This window comes from Aestuariibaculum sp. M13 (genome assembly GCF_024723255.1).
Lineage (GTDB): Bacteria > Bacteroidota > Bacteroidia > Flavobacteriales > Flavobacteriaceae > Aestuariibaculum > Aestuariibaculum lutulentum.
On record NZ_JANIAC010000003.1, the window covers coordinates 65,603 to 84,136 of the forward strand.

The 18,534-nt window shown below is 33.9% G+C and carries 15 protein-coding genes; 7 read left to right on the top strand and 8 right to left on the bottom strand.

Features of this window, described 5'->3' with window-relative positions; translation table 11 throughout:
* Positions 1–24: 24 nt before the first annotated feature.
* The 4 genes from NO995_RS11530 to NO995_RS11545 all read left to right on the top strand — a co-directional run bounded on the left by NO995_RS11530 (position 25) and on the right by NO995_RS11545 (position 4,410).
* Positions 25–1,824 carry a hypothetical protein gene (locus NO995_RS11530; protein WP_258227653.1) on the top strand — a complete coding sequence of 600 codons (1,800 nt, stop codon included), beginning with the start codon at positions 25–27 and terminating at the stop codon, positions 1,822–1,824.
* On the top strand, positions 1,817–3,040 hold the full coding sequence (locus NO995_RS11535; protein ID WP_258227654.1) for a radical SAM protein: 1,224 nt from the start codon (positions 1,817–1,819) through the stop codon (positions 3,038–3,040). The genes NO995_RS11530 and NO995_RS11535 overlap by 8 nt, the downstream gene beginning before the upstream one ends.
* Before the next feature lie 57 nt (positions 3,041–3,097).
* Positions 3,098–3,784, top strand: coding sequence for a sterol desaturase family protein (locus tag NO995_RS11540; protein ID WP_258227655.1), 687 nt, complete (start codon positions 3,098–3,100; stop codon positions 3,782–3,784).
* 221 nt (positions 3,785–4,005) lie between these two features.
* Positions 4,006–4,410 carry a hypothetical protein gene (locus NO995_RS11545; protein ID WP_258227656.1) on the top strand — a complete coding sequence of 135 codons (405 nt, stop codon included), beginning with the start codon at positions 4,006–4,008 and terminating at the stop codon, positions 4,408–4,410.
* 79 nt (positions 4,411–4,489) lie between these two features.
* Here the strand turns inward: NO995_RS11545 and NO995_RS11550 are convergent, their stop codons facing one another.
* From NO995_RS11550 to NO995_RS11575, 6 genes are all read right to left on the bottom strand, one after another.
* Positions 4,490–6,739, bottom strand: a complete 2,250-nt coding sequence (locus NO995_RS11550) for a polyribonucleotide nucleotidyltransferase (protein WP_240574700.1) — start codon at positions 6,737–6,739, stop codon at positions 4,490–4,492.
* 165 nt (positions 6,740–6,904) lie between these two features.
* Complete coding sequence (gene rpsO / locus NO995_RS11555; protein ID WP_240574701.1) at positions 6,905–7,174, bottom strand: 30S ribosomal protein S15; 270 nt, start codon at positions 7,172–7,174, stop codon at positions 6,905–6,907.
* Between the two features lie 145 nt (positions 7,175–7,319).
* Positions 7,320–7,844, bottom strand: a complete 525-nt coding sequence (locus NO995_RS11560; protein WP_258227657.1) for a hypothetical protein — start codon at positions 7,842–7,844, stop codon at positions 7,320–7,322.
* Positions 7,845–7,973: 129 nt separating this feature from the next.
* Entirely contained in the window at positions 7,974–8,831 is an 858-nt protein-coding gene (gene accD, locus NO995_RS11565) for an acetyl-CoA carboxylase, carboxyltransferase subunit beta (RefSeq protein ID WP_240574703.1), read from the bottom strand.
* A gap of 287 nt (positions 8,832–9,118) precedes the next feature.
* Complete coding sequence (gene fbaA, locus NO995_RS11570) at positions 9,119–10,186, bottom strand: class II fructose-bisphosphate aldolase (RefSeq protein WP_240574704.1); 1,068 nt, start codon at positions 10,184–10,186, stop codon at positions 9,119–9,121.
* Positions 10,187–10,365: 179 nt separating this feature from the next.
* A complete protein-coding gene (locus tag NO995_RS11575) occupies positions 10,366–12,921 on the bottom strand; it encodes a BamA/TamA family outer membrane protein (RefSeq protein WP_258227658.1) in 2,556 nt (851 codons plus the stop codon).
* Between the two features lie 250 nt (positions 12,922–13,171).
* Here NO995_RS11575 and NO995_RS11580 point away from each other — a divergent pair, with 250 nt between their 5' ends.
* Positions 13,172–13,894 carry an RNA methyltransferase gene (locus NO995_RS11580; protein WP_258227659.1) on the top strand — a complete coding sequence of 241 codons (723 nt, stop codon included), beginning with the start codon at positions 13,172–13,174 and terminating at the stop codon, positions 13,892–13,894.
* 28 nt (positions 13,895–13,922) lie between these two features.
* Here NO995_RS11580 and NO995_RS11585 read toward each other — a convergent pair whose 3' ends face one another.
* Positions 13,923–14,651, bottom strand: coding sequence for a porin family protein (locus tag NO995_RS11585; protein ID WP_258227660.1), 729 nt, complete (start codon positions 14,649–14,651; stop codon positions 13,923–13,925).
* Positions 14,652–14,660: 9 nt separating this feature from the next.
* The gene (gene ubiE / locus NO995_RS11590; protein ID WP_240574708.1) at positions 14,661–15,386 is read right to left on the bottom strand and encodes a bifunctional demethylmenaquinone methyltransferase/2-methoxy-6-polyprenyl-1,4-benzoquinol methylase UbiE; all 726 of its coding nucleotides are present in this window, start codon (positions 15,384–15,386) and stop codon (positions 14,661–14,663) included.
* 261 nt (positions 15,387–15,647) lie between these two features.
* Here ubiE and trkA point away from each other — a divergent pair, with 261 nt between their 5' ends.
* Positions 15,648–16,997: a Trk system potassium transporter TrkA gene (gene trkA, locus NO995_RS11595; protein ID WP_258227661.1), complete on the top strand. Its 1,350-nt coding sequence runs from the start codon at positions 15,648–15,650 to the stop codon at positions 16,995–16,997.
* A 20-nt stretch (positions 16,998–17,017) separates the two neighbouring features.
* Positions 17,018–18,514: a TrkH family potassium uptake protein gene (locus tag NO995_RS11600; protein ID WP_258228013.1), complete on the top strand. Its 1,497-nt coding sequence runs from the start codon at positions 17,018–17,020 to the stop codon at positions 18,512–18,514.
* Positions 18,515–18,534 lie beyond the last annotated feature (20 nt).

Sequence of the window (18,534 nt, forward strand, 5' to 3'; positions counted from 1 at the left end):
CGAGATAACCAACAAACATATCATATGAAACCTTTTAAAAATAAATTTGCCAGGGCTTACATTTCATTGAGGTTAAGCAAGGCACAGTCTGTTAGTATTTCAATAATTTTATCATTGTTAGTCTTAAGTCTTTCGGTATCGTGTTCTTATTATAATGTTAACAATGTGGCAACAACTCAAGAAGAAATTTCAAGAGGTATTAATAAGTTTAACCAAGCCGAAAAATATGTGATTCTTCATTTTGATAACAATGTACAATGGCATTTAAGTAAGATGGTAATTAACGAAGATCAGCAATTTATTGAAGGTGTTTTAAAACCAGTATCTGGAGAGCATGTGTATTTTTCTAAAGTTTACGATTCACGTAAAGCACAACAAAAAAGTAAAGATTCAATACATAAGAAAGGGGGAAATTTAAAACCTAAAGATACACTTCAGAAATCTGTAAAGACAAGGGATAGTAAACGAGTGCATAGGTATAATAGATATTATTCAAAGCCATTAAACGAAGTACATTTTTATATAAAAAATAATAAAGAGTACAAAAATTTGCAATCTGTTAGTATACCCTTATCAGATATTACAAGAATTTCAGTTAACGATAAAAATACAGGTCGTGCTATAGTAAATGTCGTAATAGGTTATGTCGCCACAGTATTTTTGGCGACTCTATTAGTATTTGCTTTAAAGAGTTCCTGTCCATTTGTGTATGTTAGAAATGGAGAAGTTATAGACTTTGTTGGAGAGTTGTATCCAGGTACAATAACACCCAATATGCAAAAGGATGATTATTTACCAATGCCTAATTTTGAATTAGATGGTGAGGAATATATCGTAAAAGTTACCAATCAATTAAAGGAAATTCAATATACAGATCAACTACAACTAATAGCTGTTCAGCATAAAAAGGATTTAAATGTTCTATTAGATAGTAAAGGTCATTTACAAACATTTCAAAACTTAGAAGGTCCAAAAAAAATATTATTTGATGGAGAGTTAGTTGAAGCAACTCCGATTTTGAAAAAAGACCAAGATGTTTACGCTTTTAATACTTTAAAAGTAACAGAAAGCAGTACAAGAGAAATGATTTTAGAGTTTGATAAACCAGCAGATATAAAGTATGCTAAACTTTATATAACAGCTAAAAATTCGGTTTGGTTGGATTATATATTCGGAAAATTTAATGAACAGTTTGGATCATATTACAAAACATTTCAGAAAAAACAGCAAAATATACCAGCCGAAGGTATGAACAAATGGTTGAATGAGCAACATATACCTTTATCGGTATATGTGAAACAGAGTGATGTTTGGGTTTTGGTAGAGCGTATAAATACCGTTGGACCAATGACTATGAGAAATCTTGTCGTACCGATTCAATGTAATAATATTTCCGGTGATAAACTTCAGGTGAAGTTTGAAACGGGCTTTAATTTCTGGGAAGTAGATTATGTAGCTGTGGATTTTACAGATAATTTAAGCTTAAATCAGGAATATATCAAACCATCTTTAGCTCTGGATCAATTAGGTAAAAATGTTACAAAGCTTTTAGTAGATAAAGATGAAATATATTTAAAGCAACCCAATATAGGAGATGAGGTTGAAGTTTACTTTCCTGTCAATAAAGTAGTAGAAGAAGAATTAACTCAAACATTTTTTCTTAAAAACAGAGGATATTATAATTATATAAGGGATTATACAGGGGTTCCGGATTTTGACAGTTTAAAATCATTTAGAGAAAAGAACACTTTTACGAGGTTTTCGGAACAGCAATACTTCAATTTTGTGAATTTTGACTTAAATACCTTGGCTTACCATGAGTAATATTAAAACCATACCGTTTCCCTTTAAGTCTAGTGCTTCAGAAGTATTAACTGTTTTTAAAAAAGAACAGTTGAACGAAAAGGTCTCTGTTATATCAGGACTTGAAATGAAGTGGTGGTTATTCCGAATTCGACTAACACTAGTCGGTGTACTTATAAGTACTTATAAAAGTCCTATCGATTGGATTTCTGGACTCAAATACCTTGTTCAGTTAAGAAAAAAGTTTTTAGGTAATTTTCGGTTAAAGAAAATGGTTAGGGTAGATGGAAAATATTATATGGGATTATATACCCCTGGATGGAATGATTTAAATTATCAGCATTTTATTGTTTCAGAACTTAATTACTTTAAACCTGTTAAAAAGGAGACGTTAAGATTTAATCATGTTCAAGTGGCTGTTACTAATAAATGCGCGTTACAATGTGATCACTGTTATGCGTGGGACACCTTAAATCAACGCGATGTTCTTAGTGAGCAAGATTTATCTGGTGTTATTCATAAGTTACAGGCTATGGGGACTGGGCAAATTCATTTCACTGGTGGAGAGCCAATGCTTAAGGTAGATATTTTGACTAAATTATTAAAAAGATCAAGGTGGTCATCTAACTTTTGGGTGAATACCTCAGGATTTAAACTTACTAATGAAAAAGCTAAACGTTTAAAGGCGTCGGGTTTAACTGGAGTTTTTATAAGCTTAGATCATTTCAATGAACAGGAGCATAATAAATTTCGAAACTATAAAGATGCTTATTATTGGGCAATTCATGGTGCTAAAAATGCAGTGGCCAATCAATTGGTTGTGGCTTTTTCAATATGTGTAACTAAAGATTTTGTTGAGGAAGAAAATCTTATGAAGTATATGAAACTGGCAAAAGATATGGGCGTGCATTTTGTTCAATTTCTAGAACCCAAAGCCGTTGGTCATTATAAAGGCAAGGATGTAATGTTAAGTCAAGATCAGATAGCGAAGCTAGAATCGTTTTACGTTAAAATGAACTTTTCTAAAAAGTTTTTAGATTTTCCAATTATAAGTTACCATGGCTATTACCAAAGACGTCAAGGATGTTTTTCTGGAGGGAATAGAAGTATGTATGTAGATGCTTTCGGGAATATTAATGCCTGTACATTTTGCCATAGCAATTCAGGAAATATTTTCGATAAGGATTTCGATGTTCATCTAAAAGATTTGTCTAAAAAGGGCTGTCCTTCTTATTAACTATATAACATGGAAAAATTATTAGAATTTTCATCGGTCAAATTATGGTTTTTGTTAATGGGCATATTGATTTTTCGATATGTTGTGGTTGCAGGAGTTCCTTACTTATGGCTATATGTAATAGGTAAGGATAAATACGTGAAATATAAAATTCAAAAAGCACAACCTACAAGAAAACAGGTGTTGCTGGAAATAAAATATTCCTTAATAACATTCTGCGTTTACAGTTCAGGTATTTGGCCATTTTTGTTTTGGTTGAAAGACGGATACACTAAAAATTATTTGGAGATTAATGATTATGGAATAATATATTTTTTGGTCAGTATTCTGCTTATGATACTTATTCATGATGCGTATTCTTATTGGATTCACAGGTTAATGCATCATAAAATGCTGTTCAAGTATACGCATTTGTTACATCATAGATTTAAAAATCCCTCGCCTTGGAGTGCCTTTGCATTTCATCCTTTTGAGTCTGTTTTAACCATGGGAATAGTGCCTGTAATTATTTTTACTATTCCCTGGCATAATTGGGCATTAGTGATTTTTATAACTTGGATGATATTTTACGATACTTTCGTGCATTTAGGATACAACATAAGACAATTAAAGTTGTTTAAATTTCAAAATACACCTTTAGACCATGATGTACACCATACCAATTCAAAATATAATTTTGGTTTGTATTTTACATTTTGGGACAGGTTAATGGGAACATACTTGATTAAAAAAGAAGCAGGGTAGCTTGATGAATAGTTAAATGTTCGCTTATGTTTTAATTTTTGTATAAATCATCAGATAAACAGTGACCTAAAGTTAAAAGGAATTTGTAACTTAGGTATACTGAGATTTAGGAGTTTTGATGCAGTTAAATCCAAAAATTGGCTTGTAAAAATATTACTGAGTTATGTGTTTTAATCTACGAACTGTTTATGAAGTATTTTGGTATAGTAAATTCAAATTGCATGGTTTTGAAGCAGGTGCTTTTTCTGTCATGTGTTTTATTAATGGCTTGCGAGAATCTTGATTTTTCAGATTGTATTATAAAAAAACATGCCGAGCTGCCAGATAAAGAATTAAAGCGAGGACATGCGGAGGTATATTATTATGATGAACTTAAGGCTTCTGTAAATAATGAACCTGATGATGATGCATACCAGTATAGATTTAATGTTAAAGGTCGTCTGCCCGATGGAATAGAAGTCAAAGAAGATGGCAGATTCTTGGTTTTTGAAGGAGTAACATTGGAAACAGGAAACTTTATTTTACAGGTTAGCGTTAGTGCTGTAGCATACGAGACAGATGATGATGTAAGTGTTTGTGGTGTTAAATCTACGAGCAAATCTTATACTCTACTTTTTGAGAATTAGTTTAAATTTTAAAAGGAATGAATAAAAAAATCCCACAAAATACTTTGCGGGATTTTAGTTTTATAGAGTAGATAAAAAATTATTCTTCTTTTCTATCATTTCTTGGTTTTCTGTCATCACGACGGTTATCGCGATTTCTGTTATCTCTATTGTCTCTGCTTCCCCCTTTGTTGTTATTGTCTCTTGGTGGACGCGCTACATAACCTTCAGGTTTTGGTAAAATCGCTTTACGAGAAACTTTTTCTTTACGTGTTTTTGGATCTGTACCAAAGTATTTCACTTCAAATACATCACCCATATTTACAACGTCAGAAACATTTTCAGTACGTTCCCAAGCTAATTCGCTTACGTGTAATAATACTTCGTTTCCTGGTGCTTTTGTATATTCTACAACCGCTCCGAAATCTAACATTTTTACAACTTTTACTTCGTAAACTTCTCCAACTTGAGGTTTAAACATTAAAGAATCAATTTTAGCTAAAACTTTGTCAATACCGTTTTGATCAGTGCCTAAAATCTCAACAATACCTTCTTCAGTAACCGGATCTTCGTTAATAACGATAGTTGTTTTAGTTTCTTTTTGTAACTCTTGAATTACTTTTCCACCAGGTCCAATTAAAGCACCAATAAACTGGTTAGGAATAGTAGTAGTAACCATTTTAGGAGCATGAGCCTTAACACTTTCGTTAGGTGTAGAAATTGTATCAGTTATTTTTCCTAAAATATGTAAACGACCATCACGAGCTTGTTTTAAAGCTTGTACAAGAATTTCATAAGATAATCCTTTTACTTTAATATCCATTTGACAAGCCGTAATACCGTCCTCGGTACCAGTTACTTTAAAGTCCATATCACCTAAGTGATCTTCATCTCCTAAGATATCTGATAATACAGCGTATTTACCAGTTTCAGTATCGGTGATTAATCCCATAGCAATACCTGAAACAGGTTTTACCATTTGTACACCGGCATCCATAAGCGCCATAGTACCAGCACAAACAGTAGCCATAGAAGACGAACCGTTAGATTCTAAAATTTCAGAAACTACACGAACAGTATATGGGCAATCTGCAGGAATCATTCCTTTTAAAGCACGTTGTGCTAAGTTACCGTGTCCTACTTCACGACGAGAAGTTCCACGAATTGGACGAGCCTCACCCGTTGAGAAAGGAGGGAAGTTGTAATGTAAATAGAAACGCTCTTCAGCTTCCTGAGATGGCATATCAATCATGTTAGCTTCTTTAGATGTACCTAAAGTTACAGTAGCTAATGCCTGAGTTTCCCCACGAGTGAAGATTGATGAGCCATGAGTAGATGGTAAATAATCAACCTCACACCAGATTGGTCTGATATCTGTAGTTTTACGTCCGTCTAAACGTAAACCTTCATTTAATGTTAAATCTCTAACAGCATTCTTTTCAGCTTTGCTGTAGTATTTAGAAATTAAATCGCCGTATTCTTCTTGTTCTTCTTCAGAGAATGAAGCAACAACTTCTTCTTTAATAGCAGCGAATGCAGCACCTCTTTCGTGTTTAGAAGATCCTGCTTTAGCAACAGCATACACTTTATCGTATGCCATGTCGTGAATCTTTTTAGCTAAATCTTCGTCAGCGCGTTCTGGTTCGTATTCACGAGTTTCTTTTTTACCGAAAGCTTCTGCTAATTTAAGCTGAGCTTCACATTGTACTTTAATAGCTTCGTGAGCGAATTTGATCGCTTCAGTCATTTCCTCTTCAGAGATCTCTTTCATCTCACCTTCAACCATCATAACAGAGTCTGAAGAAGCACCAATAACCATATCGATATCACTTTCTTCTAACTGTGCTAAAGAAGGGTTGATGATTAACTCACCGTTAATGCGACCAACTCTAACTTCAGAAATAGGAGTTTCGAAAGGAATATCACTTAATTGAATAGCAGCAGAAGCAGCTAATCCAGCTAAAGCATCTGGCATAACTTCTGGGTCATGAGACATTAATTGAATCATGATTTGCGTTTCGCTGTGGTAATCTTTTGGGAATAACGGGCGTAACACACGGTCTACTAAACGCATGGTTAAAACCTCTCCGTCACTTGGCCTAGCTTCTCTTTTGAAGAATCCACCAGGGTATCGACCAGCAGCAGCAAATTTTTCGCGGTAGTCTACTGTTAATGGTAAGAAATCTACATCAGCTTGTTGATAGTTAGAAACAACTGTACATAATAACATACAGTTTCCAGATTGCACCACAACGCTACCATGCGCTTGCTTTGCTAATTTTCCGGTTTCGATAGAGATTTCTCTACCATCACCAAGGTTTATAACCTCTTTAAATGTTTTTGGAATCATAAATTTTTTAATTCTAATTAAACAATGGTCGCTGTGTTGTTGTGTGTAGTTGTTGTGTGTTTGACCAATGAAAAACTGTAATTAGCTTCTTATTTTGTGCGGTTTAGACTCTTGCACATGAGTAGTGTATAAACAAAAAAGAGGCTGTAAAAGCCTCTTTTCGAATTATTTTCTTAAACCTAGTTCTTTAACTATAGCACGGTATCTTAAGATATCTTTCTTAGTTAAGTAATCTAGTAAAGCACGACGCTTACCTACTAATTTTACTAATGAACGCTCAGTGTTAAAATCTTTACGATTCTTTTTTAAGTGTTCAGTTAAGTGATTAATTCTGTGCGTAAATAACGCGATTTGTCCTTCAGCAGAACCAGTATCGTTTGTTCCTTTACCGTGTTTTGCGAAGATTTCTTCTTTTACTTCTTTTGATAAATACATGCTAATATTATTGTAAATAATTGTTATGTAAACGAAAGACTATCTTTCGAGCGGCAAATATAGGAATTAAAAATGATTTACAAGCTAATATGTTAAAAAGAAAAATGGGCCATTGGCGGTCGATTTTTTGTGCGAGTTTTTTGAATTAGATAACATCAATAGTTATTGTAGCTTTAACATCGATTACTACATTGAACTCTACAGGAGTTGCACTAACTATTCCAGTTAATGTTGCAGTAACGCTTTCTGCTTGTTTTAAATATGCTGCAATTATAGCCCATTGTTCTTTTGTTCCAATAGGGAAGGTTTGATTGTTGTCATCTGCTGTTTTTAGAATAATAGCTTCGTTAATAGTTATACTTGTCCCTGCAATGTTAATGGAGACTTCTGTTAACTGAGTATCGACGGCACCAATATAATCTGTAATTTCAAAACTTAGGTTGGTTATTGTTACATTTTGAACGTAATCTAGATTTTGCTGAACTTGTTCGTTAGAAGCTAAATCTACAGAAACTTCTTGAGACCATGTTGTTGATGCGTCTTCAGGGATTGAAACTTCCAGTGTTGTTCCAAAATTGTCACTTACATTAAATTCAGTGAGTTTGTCTAGTTCTTCACAACTAAAAAAGGTGAATAATATTATTGCTAAAACTGGTAATTTAATTTTCATATTACAAGATTTGGGTTGTTGTTGTGAAGGTTAAATATATTGAGTATAAATGATTTAGGTGTTTTTTAAAAAGAAAAAGCGACTCAATAAGTCGCTTTTCTCTGTATTTTAAACTGAATGATATTTTAATTAAGCTCTTAACGGCTGATTTAAAATTAAATCCAGATATTGATTCACTTTGTTTTTTAATTCTTTTCGAACGGTGATGAAATCTAAAAAACCGTGTTCTAATAAGAATTCAGCAGTTTGGAAACCTTCTGGTAGTTCTTTACCAGTTGTATCTCTTACAATTCTAGGTCCAGCGAAACCAATTAAAGCTCCTGGCTCACTAATGTTAATATCCCCCAACATCGCAAAAGAAGCAGTTGTTCCTCCTGTAGTAGGGTCGGTACAAAGTGAGATATACGGAATTTGAGCATCGGCTAATTGAGCTAATTTTACCGAAGTTTTAGCTAACTGCATTAATGATAAAGCAGCTTCCATCATACGAGCACCTCCCGATTTAGAGATAACCATTAATGGTATGTTGTTTTTTAAAGAATAATCGGCTGCACGAGCAATTTTTTCACCAACAACACTACCCATAGATCCTCCAATAAAAGCGAAATCCATACAGGCAACTACTAAATCTTTACCTTTAGATTTACCAACACCAACGCGCACGGCATCTTTAAGTTTGGTTTTCTCCTGAGCCGTTTTTAAACGGTCTGGATACTTTTTAGTGTCTACGAATTTTAAAGGGTCTTTAGACTCTAAATTTTTATCTAATTCTTTAAATTTATTATCATCGAAAAGAATTTCGAAGTATTCTTTACTTCCAATTCTAACGTGGTAACCATCTTCAGGACTCACGTAAAAATTTTTTTCTAATTCTTCTGCGTCTACAATTTTACCAGTTGGAGATTTGTACCATAATCCTCTAGGGGTGTCTTTTTTCTCTTCGGTAGTAGTGGTTATTCCTTTTGTTGTTCTTTTAAACCAAGACATAATGATTTATGATTTTTTAGATTTTAATCTGAAACATTTCTGTTTGCACTACGGATTATCTATCCTTTTATTTTGCTCTGTTTTAAGCTTTTTTATTTGTCAAATAAACGAAACTTGATAATAAAACAGTGCACAAAATTAAGTCTTTTTTTAGTTTTGAGACAATTCGTATCTCTTTTATTGCTTAAAATCTTATTTTTTAGAGTATAAATACTTGTTTTGTAAATATCTAAGTATAAAAAAAGACCCTACTTAAGTAGAGTCTTTTATGTTTTTTTCGATGTTTATTATAACGTGTTTACGTTGTTTAAATCTTCGAAAGCCTTTTTTAAACGCTCAACAAACGTTTTTTCACCTTCACGTAACCAAACACGTGGATCATAGAATTTTTTGTTTGGAGAATCGTCTCCTTCAGGATTTCCAATTTGCCCTTTTAAATATTCAGCTTTAGCTCCCATATAGTCACGGATTCCTTCCATGAATGCATATTGTAAATCGGTATCGATGTTCATTTTAATTACACCGTAGCTAATACCTTCGCGAATTTCTTCAACTGAAGATCCAGAACCACCGTGGAATACAAAATCGATGTGGTTATGCTCAACTCCATATTTTTCTGAAATATATTCTTGAGAATTTTTTAAGATTTTCGGAGTTAATTTTACGTTACCTGGTTTGTAAACACCGTGAACGTTTCCGAAAGCTGCAGCAATAGTAAACTGTGGACTTACTTTGCTTAATTCTTCGTAAGCGTAAGCAACTTCTTCTGGTTGAGTGTATAATTTAGAGTCATCAACATCAGAGTTGTCAACACCATCTTCTTCACCACCTGTAATACCTAACTCTATTTCTAAAGTCATTCCCATTTTGCTCATACGCTCTAAATAGGTTTTACAGATTTCAATGTTTTCTTCAATTGGCTCTTCTGAAAGGTCAATCATATGTGAGCTGAAAAGCGATTTACCAGTTTCAGCGAAGTGTTTTTCGCTTGCATCTAATAAACCATCAATCCAAGGTAATAACTTTTTAGCACAGTGGTCTGTGTGTAAAATTACAGGAACACCGTAAGCTTCAGCTAAAGTATGTACGTGTTTTGCTCCAGCAATAGCCCCTGCGATAGCCGCTTTTTGTCCGTCGTTATTTAAACCTTTACCTGCGTTAAATTGGGCACCACCATTAGAAAACTGAATGATTACCGGAGCATTTAAGGCAGCTGCAGTTTCTAACACACCGTTTATAGTGTCTGAACCGATGACGTTAACTGCTGGTAAAGCAAATCCTTTTTCTTTGGCAAGTTTGAAAATTGCTTGAACTTCTTGTCCTGTAGCAACTCCTGGTTTAATATTGTGTCCCATTTTATTTAAATTTTGTTTTTTTAGTTTGTAAGAGCCAAAAATAATCAATTTTTATATAAAGCAGGCTTGTTTTTGAGTGGTAAAATGCTAAAAATAAACTAAAACGTTGTAGTTTTTATAAAAGAATACAATTAGTTATTACGAATATGAAATGTTGTGGTTTTGTCTGTTACTGGTAGTTAGAAAGGATAGTTGATACCAATGTTATAAACAGCATTAGAAAAGTTATAGTCGTTAAACCAACGATTCTGATCTTGATATGAAGGATCGTAAGTTTTAAAACCAATATCGAAACGGAACACGAAAAAGCTAAAATCGTAACGTAATCCAAAACCAGAGCCAATAGCGATATCCTTTAACGAACTAAAATCTGAAAAAACGGCATTTTCATCTTCAACATCATCCAATACGTTCCAAATGTTGCCTGCATCAATAAAGAAGGCACCATTAAGATCCTCGAAAATATTGAAGCGTTGTTCAGCTCCTAAAGCAATTTTTAAGTTGGCTTCGTTAAAATCGTTGCTGCTTCTGGAACTTCCAGGGCCTAAACTATAGGCAGTCCAGGCTCGGTTGTCGTTAGCTCCTCCTGCAAAGAAACTCTTGGAGAATGGGATATTCGTTGAGTTACCATATGGTATGGCAATGCCTAAAAAACTACGCACAGCTAAGATGTTCTTTTTGCCTAAATCCCAGTGCTTAACATAGTCTAATTCTGTTTTTACATACTGTGAGTAGGCCACATTAAACAATTCGTAACGGTTGTTATCATCTTTTTTAAGTCCAAGAATATCAGACATTCCTGAAATGAGATTTCCTGCCGTTTCTATTTTAAAACGGAAAATGGAGAAATCTTCATCAAACAAGTTGGTGCGCTCGTCGTTGGTTAAACTAAAGCTTGATGCCAGAATTAAGTTGTTTTCTGTAAGTCTTTGTTTACGCTCACTAATATTGTTAACTTGCTTGTATTCGTCTGGGTTGCTATTTTGATAGGCATTATCAGATAAAACCAGATCAATGAACTCATCAGACTTTTCAACAATTAAATATTCTTTACCATTTTTTTTCTCTTCAATAAATTCAGAAGGGGTATTGTATGAGTTCAGGGCAATATTTTCCAGATTATCGAAAGAACTAGTATAAATATTAAAATAATTTTCAGCATTTAAATTTCTAACGTATTGTATATTGAAAACATCAAGACGGTCGGTCACTTTTCTTGATGGCGACCAGTTGTAATTAAACACACCACTAAGCGTTTGTTTATCTAAACCAATGTTAGTCTGACTGGTGGTTGAAAGCGAAATTCGTGTACTCGGCGACATGTCTTTCGCGATAATTCTGTTGGTGTTAAACGGAAAAAAGAAACGAGGAATGGTTAGTTTTAAATCGGCACCAATTTCGTTAATATCGAAAAACGGATCACCCACTTTTTGATCTTTTGAAGAACCAATAGACCCGATAGCTGAAATTTCTAAAGTTTCGGCACCCCTAAAAATATTACGCATTAATAAACTCGGGTTTAATGAAAACCCAATGGTTTGAATATTACTTTGAGAAACATCGGCACTAAATCCTAAACTGAATTTTTTAAGTGGTGTTAGCCGAATGGTGTCGGTTAAGGTATGATCGTCGTTTTCTATGTATTCAATATTAGGATACTTAAAGGTTCGTAGTCCATTAATATGTCTATAAGTTAAGGTTCGGTCGTTATCTTTAAAAATACTTCCCGGTTGAATAAAAATAGCATCGGTTAAGGCTTTAGGGCGATAACGCATTTTACCGTAACTGTAAAGTTTAAAACCTTCAAATGTTATTGAATCCTGAAAAGGTTTGTTACGGTCATCAAAAGTATAATCGGTTATAATGTTTACATCTTTTATTTTATAAACATTGAATGGAACTCGAATTAAAGAATCTTGTGTTCGAATGGCTCTGTTCTGAATTTGAATATCAACATTCACCTTTTTGTTGGTGCCAATGGTGTCGATTTCAAAAGCTACATAATCCTGATTGAAATAATATAGCCCGGAATTTCTAAGTTCGTTTGAAATTCTTTCGCGTTCCTGCTCGAAATTTGAAGTTTTATATTGTTCGTTCGATTTTATTCGACTGTTTCGCAATATTTTTTTGTGGTAAATAGAATCAACAACCGGCGATTTTATTTTTGTTGTAATGGTATCTAAAATAAATGCAGGGCCAGTTTCTACTTTGTATTCAACATCGGCACGTTTGTTTTCATTTCTATTAATAATGTAACTAGCTTCTACATCGAACCAGCCATTATTAATGTGATAATCTTCTAATCGTTTTACCGATTTTTCTGTTTTGTCTTCATCTACAATCACAGGTGGTTCTCCTGTAGTTTTTAGCCATTTGTTAAAACCTATACGGTTGTCAACGTATCTGTCTAATTGTTTTCTCGATACAAGTTTGGTTTTACGCGCCAGTTTTTTAGGGTCGTTATAGATTTTTTCATCCATGATAGAATCTATATCGGGTCTGGCTAAGTTGTAAATTTGTAATCGCAAAGGAGTTCCTAAAACCGGTACCTTACTATTCGGTTTTTGGTACAGTAGGTTGTTGATTGTTTCAGTGCTATTTTTTTTGTCGTTAATAATAACCGTGTTATTGGTTAATAAATGTTCATTTTCACCAACTCGTTTTACAGCATCACAAGAAAAAAGATAACTGGCTATTGCTGTTAGTATTGATATTTTTAGGACGTGTTGTTTCAAATGAAATTTATAATTATTGTAGGTTATTGATATTCTTTTACTAACTGAAATAAAAAACACCTTTTATAGGCTCAAAAATACATTATTTCATGAGTTTATTTTTATTTTTTTCAGTGCTTATTTGTTGAGTTTAACTTAAAATATCTAAAATGTGTTTGTCTTAAAAAAGATTTAGATAAATTAAGACTTTCGTCAGAGTATTTTTTTATTTCTTTATACCCTAAAATCAGATTTAAAGTCATTTAATTACATGCTTTCTAAAAGTCAAATAAAGTTAATAACCAGTTTAAAGCAAAAAAAATACCGTCAGCAACATGGTTTGTTTGTTGTAGAAGGTGTTAAAACGATAAAAGAACTATTAGCTTCTTCATTAACGCTTTATGCCTTATATACGACTGAAAGCTTCAATATTGATGCCAAACTGGAAACTGTAATTTCAGAAGCCGACTTAAAACGTATTAGTTTCTTAACTACACCAAATACAGCCTTAGCAGTTTTTAAAATGCCAAAACCAGAAGCTATTGATAGTAATAATTTAATAGTGGCTTTAGATAGTGTTCGCGATCCTGGAAATTTAGGAACCATAATTAGGTTATGCGATTGGTTTGGAATTAAAGATCTGGTGTGTAGCAAAGAGACGGTAGATTGTTTTAACCCGAAGGTGATTCAGGCTACTATGGGGTCTATTACCCGCGTAAATATTAACTATGTAAATCTGGAAGAATTTATTAGTTTGGTACCTGTACCGGTGTTTGGCGCGTTTATGGAAGGGGATAATGTATATAGCTCAGACTTGCCTAAAAATGGGATTTTAGTTATGGGTAATGAAGCTAACGGTATATCGAAAGAAATTGAAAATCTGGTAACCGATAAGATTTCAATACCAAGATTTGGTGATTTGCAAGCGACCGAAAGTTTAAATGTAGCTACGGCAACCGCTATTTTATTAAGTGAGTTTAAGCGTAGATTTTAGTTTTCTAAATCTTAATTTTTCAGTGTTTTTATTGAAATGTGAAGTTGATAAAAACACCTCTGGTTTGCATGCTGTGAATGTTACTCGTCCAAGGGCTATTCGGGTCTTTATCTCTAATTAACTCATCGTTCATAGCAAAAACACCTTTAATAGCCGGCGTGAATTTAAAGTTGTGCAGATAGAAATCAATACCGAAGCCCAACTCGTAAAACAACATGTTCTTTTTGGTTCTAAACTGTCCGTTACTATTGTCGTTAGGATTGGTTTCGTTAGCCGATAAGTTCAATGCTGTTGAAAACCCTCCGGTGATAAAAGGCTTAAAATTGTTTATGCGTTTGGTTGAAACTTTAAGTAATAAAGGAACATAAATGTAAGTCGATTTAACTTCTCTTATTAAATCAGATCCATTAGGTTCTTCATCTATAAAATACTGTTCACTATAATGTAATTCTCGACTTGAAATTAATAAGCCAGGCTCTAAACGTAAATCTAAAAAGTCGTTGACACGTAAGTTTCCAATTAACCCCACATTAAATCCCGGACTGCGTTTTACATAAATATCACGTAAATCCTGGTTATAGTCAAAGTTGAAATCTAAATAGTTAAAACCTAAAAAGTATCCCCAACGCAATAGATTATTGTCGGTAGAACCACGTCCTTGATTGGCATCATAAATAACTTTATCTCTTCTAAAAAGCTGAGCGTTTGCAGCCTGAACTAAGCATAAAAAGGATATTACAACAAGGATGCGTTTCATATAGGTGTTTTACTTTGATGATTTATAAATGGTAGCTACCCCAAATGTTTGCGGATAATCTTCAACATTAATAAACCCAACTTTGCGTAAAATATTGTTTAAAGCTTCACCATAAGGAAAAGCAGAAGCCGATTCGCTTAAATATTTGTAAGCACTGCGGTCTTTTGAAAATATTTTACCAATAAGCGGTAAGATGTTTTTTGAGTAGAAATTATAACCTTGTTTATAAGGTGTTTTTGTTGGAATAGAGGTCTCAAGAATTACGAAAGTACCTCCAGGTTTTAATACACGTAAAATTTCTTTTAAACCGTTTTCAAGAGTTTCAAAATTTCTAACCCCAAATGATACAGTAATGGCATCAAACGTATTGTCTTCAAAAGGCATTTTTTCACTATCGCCAAGAATCATTTCAATTCTGTTGTCTAAACCTTTTTTCTTTACTTTTTCTTTACCAATTTCCAGCATGCCACTGCTTATGTCTAAACCAACAATTTTGGATGCATTAGTTTCAGCTAAATTAATGGCTAAATCTCCTGTTCCTGTAGCGATGTCTAAAATAGTATCAGGGTTATTTTCTTTTACTATTTTAACAACTTTGTTACGCCATTTTATATCTATTCCAAAGGAAATAACACGATTTAAGCCATCGTAATCACCAGAAATGGTGTCGAACATTTGAGTTACCTGCTCTTTTTTTCCTAAATCGCTATTCTTGTATGGTTTAATTTTTGACAATGCTTTAAATTTTTGACAAACCTACATAATTTATTCCGAGTATAAAATATGTAATAAAGTCTAAATGCGTTAAAAGGGCAAATTTACAATTAGTGGGAAATTGAAATGAAAATGGACTTTTAATTTAACAATTGTAAATTATTCTATCTTTGTACTACTTTTTACAAAAACGGTTAATGAAACATTCTATAATTAAGATTAATAGCGAAGTTATTTCTTTAATGAATGTATCATGTATTCTTTAAAAATGAAAATTAGCAGATGAAAATAATAATTGCTGGTGCTGGAGAAGTTGGATTTCATTTGGCAAAATTATTATCCTACGAATCACAGGAAATTACTTTAATCGATCCGGATAAAGAACGTATAGCCTACGCCGATGCCCATTTAGATATTCGAGTGGTTCGCGGTGATGCAACTTCTATAACAATACTAAAGGAAGCTCGCATAGCGATTTGCGATTTGTTTATAGCAGTAACATCCAGCGAAACCACAAATATTACAGTAAGTGCGCTGGCAAAACAGTTAGGGGCCAAGCAAACCATTGCTAGAATTTCCAATACAGAGTTTATTCATCATAAAGAGGAGCTAGGTTTTGACCGTTTTGGAGTTGATGAGTTAATTTCTCCGGAAGCTTTAGCAGCGGCAGAGATAGAACTATCTTTAAAGCAATCTTCATTTAATGATACTTATGAGTTTGAAGGAGGAGCTTTAACTATGGTGGGGTTAACTTTGTCAAGGTCTGCCTCATTTGTTGGAAAAACAGTAAAGGAAGCTGCTGAAATTTTCCCAGAGTTACATTTTGTGCCAATCGCTATTCAGCGTTTTGGTACGCAGTTTACCATTATTCCTCGTGGTGATACTAAATTTGAGCGAGGAGATAATGTGGTGTTTATTACATCGGAAGGTGGTGCTGAAGAACTATGCCGATTAACCGGAAAGGTAAATCGAGAAATTAAGGATGTTATGATTCTTGGCGGTAGTCAAATAGGTTACAAAGCAGCAAGAGATCTTTGTAAAAAGAAATTCAACCTAAAGCTTGTTGAACAGAATAAGGAGCATGCCTTTTATATTGCAGATTTGTTACCTAATGTACTTGTGGTACATGGTGATGGTAGAAATGTTGATTTGTTAGATGAAGAAAATATCAGTGATATGGATGCTTATATTGCCGTTACTGAAAATTCTGAAACGAACATCATGTCTTGTTTGGTAGCCAAATCTAAAGGAGTTAAAAAGACCATTGCTTTGGTTGAGAATATGGACTATTTTGAGTTGTCTCAGTCGGTTGGTATCGATACGCTTATTAATAAAAAGTTATTGGCAGCTAATAATATTTTCAGATATATAAGAAAAGGGGAAGTGGTTGCAATGACAAAACTTAGTAATTTAAATGCTGAGTTGTTAGAGTTTGAGGTGAAGGCGACATCTGCTGTGTGTAATAAGGTTATTAGAAGTATTGATTTTCCGCGTTCAGCCATTATAGGTGGTGTTATTCGAGATGGCGTTGGTATGATAGCTTTAGGAAACTTTAAAATTCAGGAAGGTGATAGAGTGGTAGTTTGTTGTCTTTTACAATCTATTAAACGTGTAGAAAAGCTGTTCCTTTAATCAACTTCAAAAAATATTCAATTTTGAAACTTAATTATAAAATCATTTTTCACTTTTTAGGCTTACTTCTTTTGTTTAATGGAGGCTTTATGTTGCTGTCGGCTTTGGTGAGTTTAATTTGTGAAGATGGGGTTACTTTTAAAATTTTTACAGCAGGTATTTTAACGCTTTTGGTTGGTGTAATAGCTATGTTTTTTACGCGTCATCATACCAAAGAAATGAATAAAAGAGAAGGGTATATTGTTGTGGCTTTTGGATGGATTATCATGTCTTTATCAGGGACTTTGCCTTATGTGATAACTGAAAGTATACCTAGTTTTACGAATGCGTTTTTTGAAACCATGTCTGGGTATACCACTACCGGAGCATCGATCTTAAACGATATTGAAGCGGTTCCAAAAGGTGTGTTGTTCTGGAGAAGTACCACGCATTGGATAGGTGGTATGGGAATTATTGTTTTAGCGATTGCTATTTTACCTTTGTTAGGTATCGGGGGTATGCAGTTATTTGCTGCTGAAGCGCCAGGACCTAGTGCTGATAAGTTACATCCCAGAATTACAGACACAGCAAAACGTTTATGGTTGATTTATTTTGGTTACACTGTTGCCGAAACCGTGTTTCTTAAACTGGCGGGCATGTCGTTTTTCGATGCTATAAATCACTCAATGGCTACAGTATCTACAGGTGGCTTTTCAACAAAAAATGCCAGTTTAGCCTATTGGAACGATCAGCCAATTATTCAATATATCGTTATACTTTTTATGTTTTTGGCAGGGGCTAACTTTGTACTCAGTTATTTTGCTTTTAAAGGAAAAGTTCAGAAAGTTATTAAAGACGAAGAGTTTAAACTTTACTTCAGGTTTATACTTGTGTTTTCTATTATAGCGGCGGTTATTATCTATTTTAAAGCCGATCATTCTGTATCAACTATTCATCATCCCATGGTCTGGGGGCGTGGTGAAAGTGCCTTCAGGCATGCCTTGTTTCAAGTGTTAACGGTTATTACAACAACCGGATTTATTTCAGCGGATTACACGTTGTGGACGCCATTCTTAGTGGTGTTCTTTTTCGGATTAATGTTTTTGGGAGGTTCTGCTGGAAGTACCTCAGGTGGTGTAAAAGTAGTCCGTCACTTAATACTAATTAAGAACGGATTTCTAGAATTTAAGCGTGCACTTCACCCGAATGCGATTTTGCCGGTACGCTATAATACAAAAGCTATTTCGGGAGATATCGTATTTAATATTCTGGCCTTTTTTATTTTATACATGTTATCTTTTATTGTTGGCGCTTTAGTATTCTCCATGTTTGGTATCGATTATACGTCTTCCGTAGGGTTGTCAGCATCAAGTTTAGGAAATATTGGTCCCGCATTAGGTAGTTTTGGTCCTGTAAATAATTATGCAGCGCTTCCTCCGTTGGCGCAATGGTGGTCTTCCTTTTTAATGCTTATCGGGCGTTTAGAGTTATTTACGGTTCTTATCTTGTTTACTCCGTTTTTTTGGAGAAATAGGTAAAACATCATCCGTCTTTAATA

Bases quoted from the DNA above. Each gene is read 5' to 3' on its own strand.
- NO995_RS11560 (WP_258227657.1), bottom strand. From the start codon at position 7,844: ATGAAAATTAAATTACCAGTTTTAGCAATAATATTATTCACCTTTTTT.
- fbaA (WP_240574704.1), bottom strand. From the start codon at position 10,186: ATGGGACACAATATTAAACCAGGAGTTGCTACAGGACAAGAAGTTCAA.
- NO995_RS11550 (WP_240574700.1), bottom strand. From the start codon at position 6,739: ATGATTCCAAAAACATTTAAAGAGGTTATAAACCTTGGTGATGGTAGA.
- NO995_RS11530 (WP_258227653.1), top strand. From the start codon at position 25: ATGAAACCTTTTAAAAATAAATTTGCCAGGGCTTACATTTCATTGAGG.
- NO995_RS11545 (WP_258227656.1), top strand. From the start codon at position 4,006: ATGGTTTTGAAGCAGGTGCTTTTTCTGTCATGTGTTTTATTAATGGCT.
- trkA (WP_258227661.1), top strand. From the start codon at position 15,648: ATGAAAATAATAATTGCTGGTGCTGGAGAAGTTGGATTTCATTTGGCA.
- accD (WP_240574703.1), bottom strand. From the start codon at position 8,831: ATGTCTTGGTTTAAAAGAACAACAAAAGGAATAACCACTACTACCGAA.
- NO995_RS11585 (WP_258227660.1), bottom strand. From the start codon at position 14,651: ATGAAACGCATCCTTGTTGTAATATCCTTTTTATGCTTAGTTCAGGCT.
- NO995_RS11540 (WP_258227655.1), top strand. From the start codon at position 3,098: ATGGGCATATTGATTTTTCGATATGTTGTGGTTGCAGGAGTTCCTTAC.
- NO995_RS11535 (WP_258227654.1), top strand. From the start codon at position 1,817: ATGAGTAATATTAAAACCATACCGTTTCCCTTTAAGTCTAGTGCTTCA.
- rpsO (WP_240574701.1), bottom strand. From the start codon at position 7,174: ATGTATTTATCAAAAGAAGTAAAAGAAGAAATCTTCGCAAAACACGGT.
- NO995_RS11580 (WP_258227659.1), top strand. From the start codon at position 13,172: ATGCTTTCTAAAAGTCAAATAAAGTTAATAACCAGTTTAAAGCAAAAA.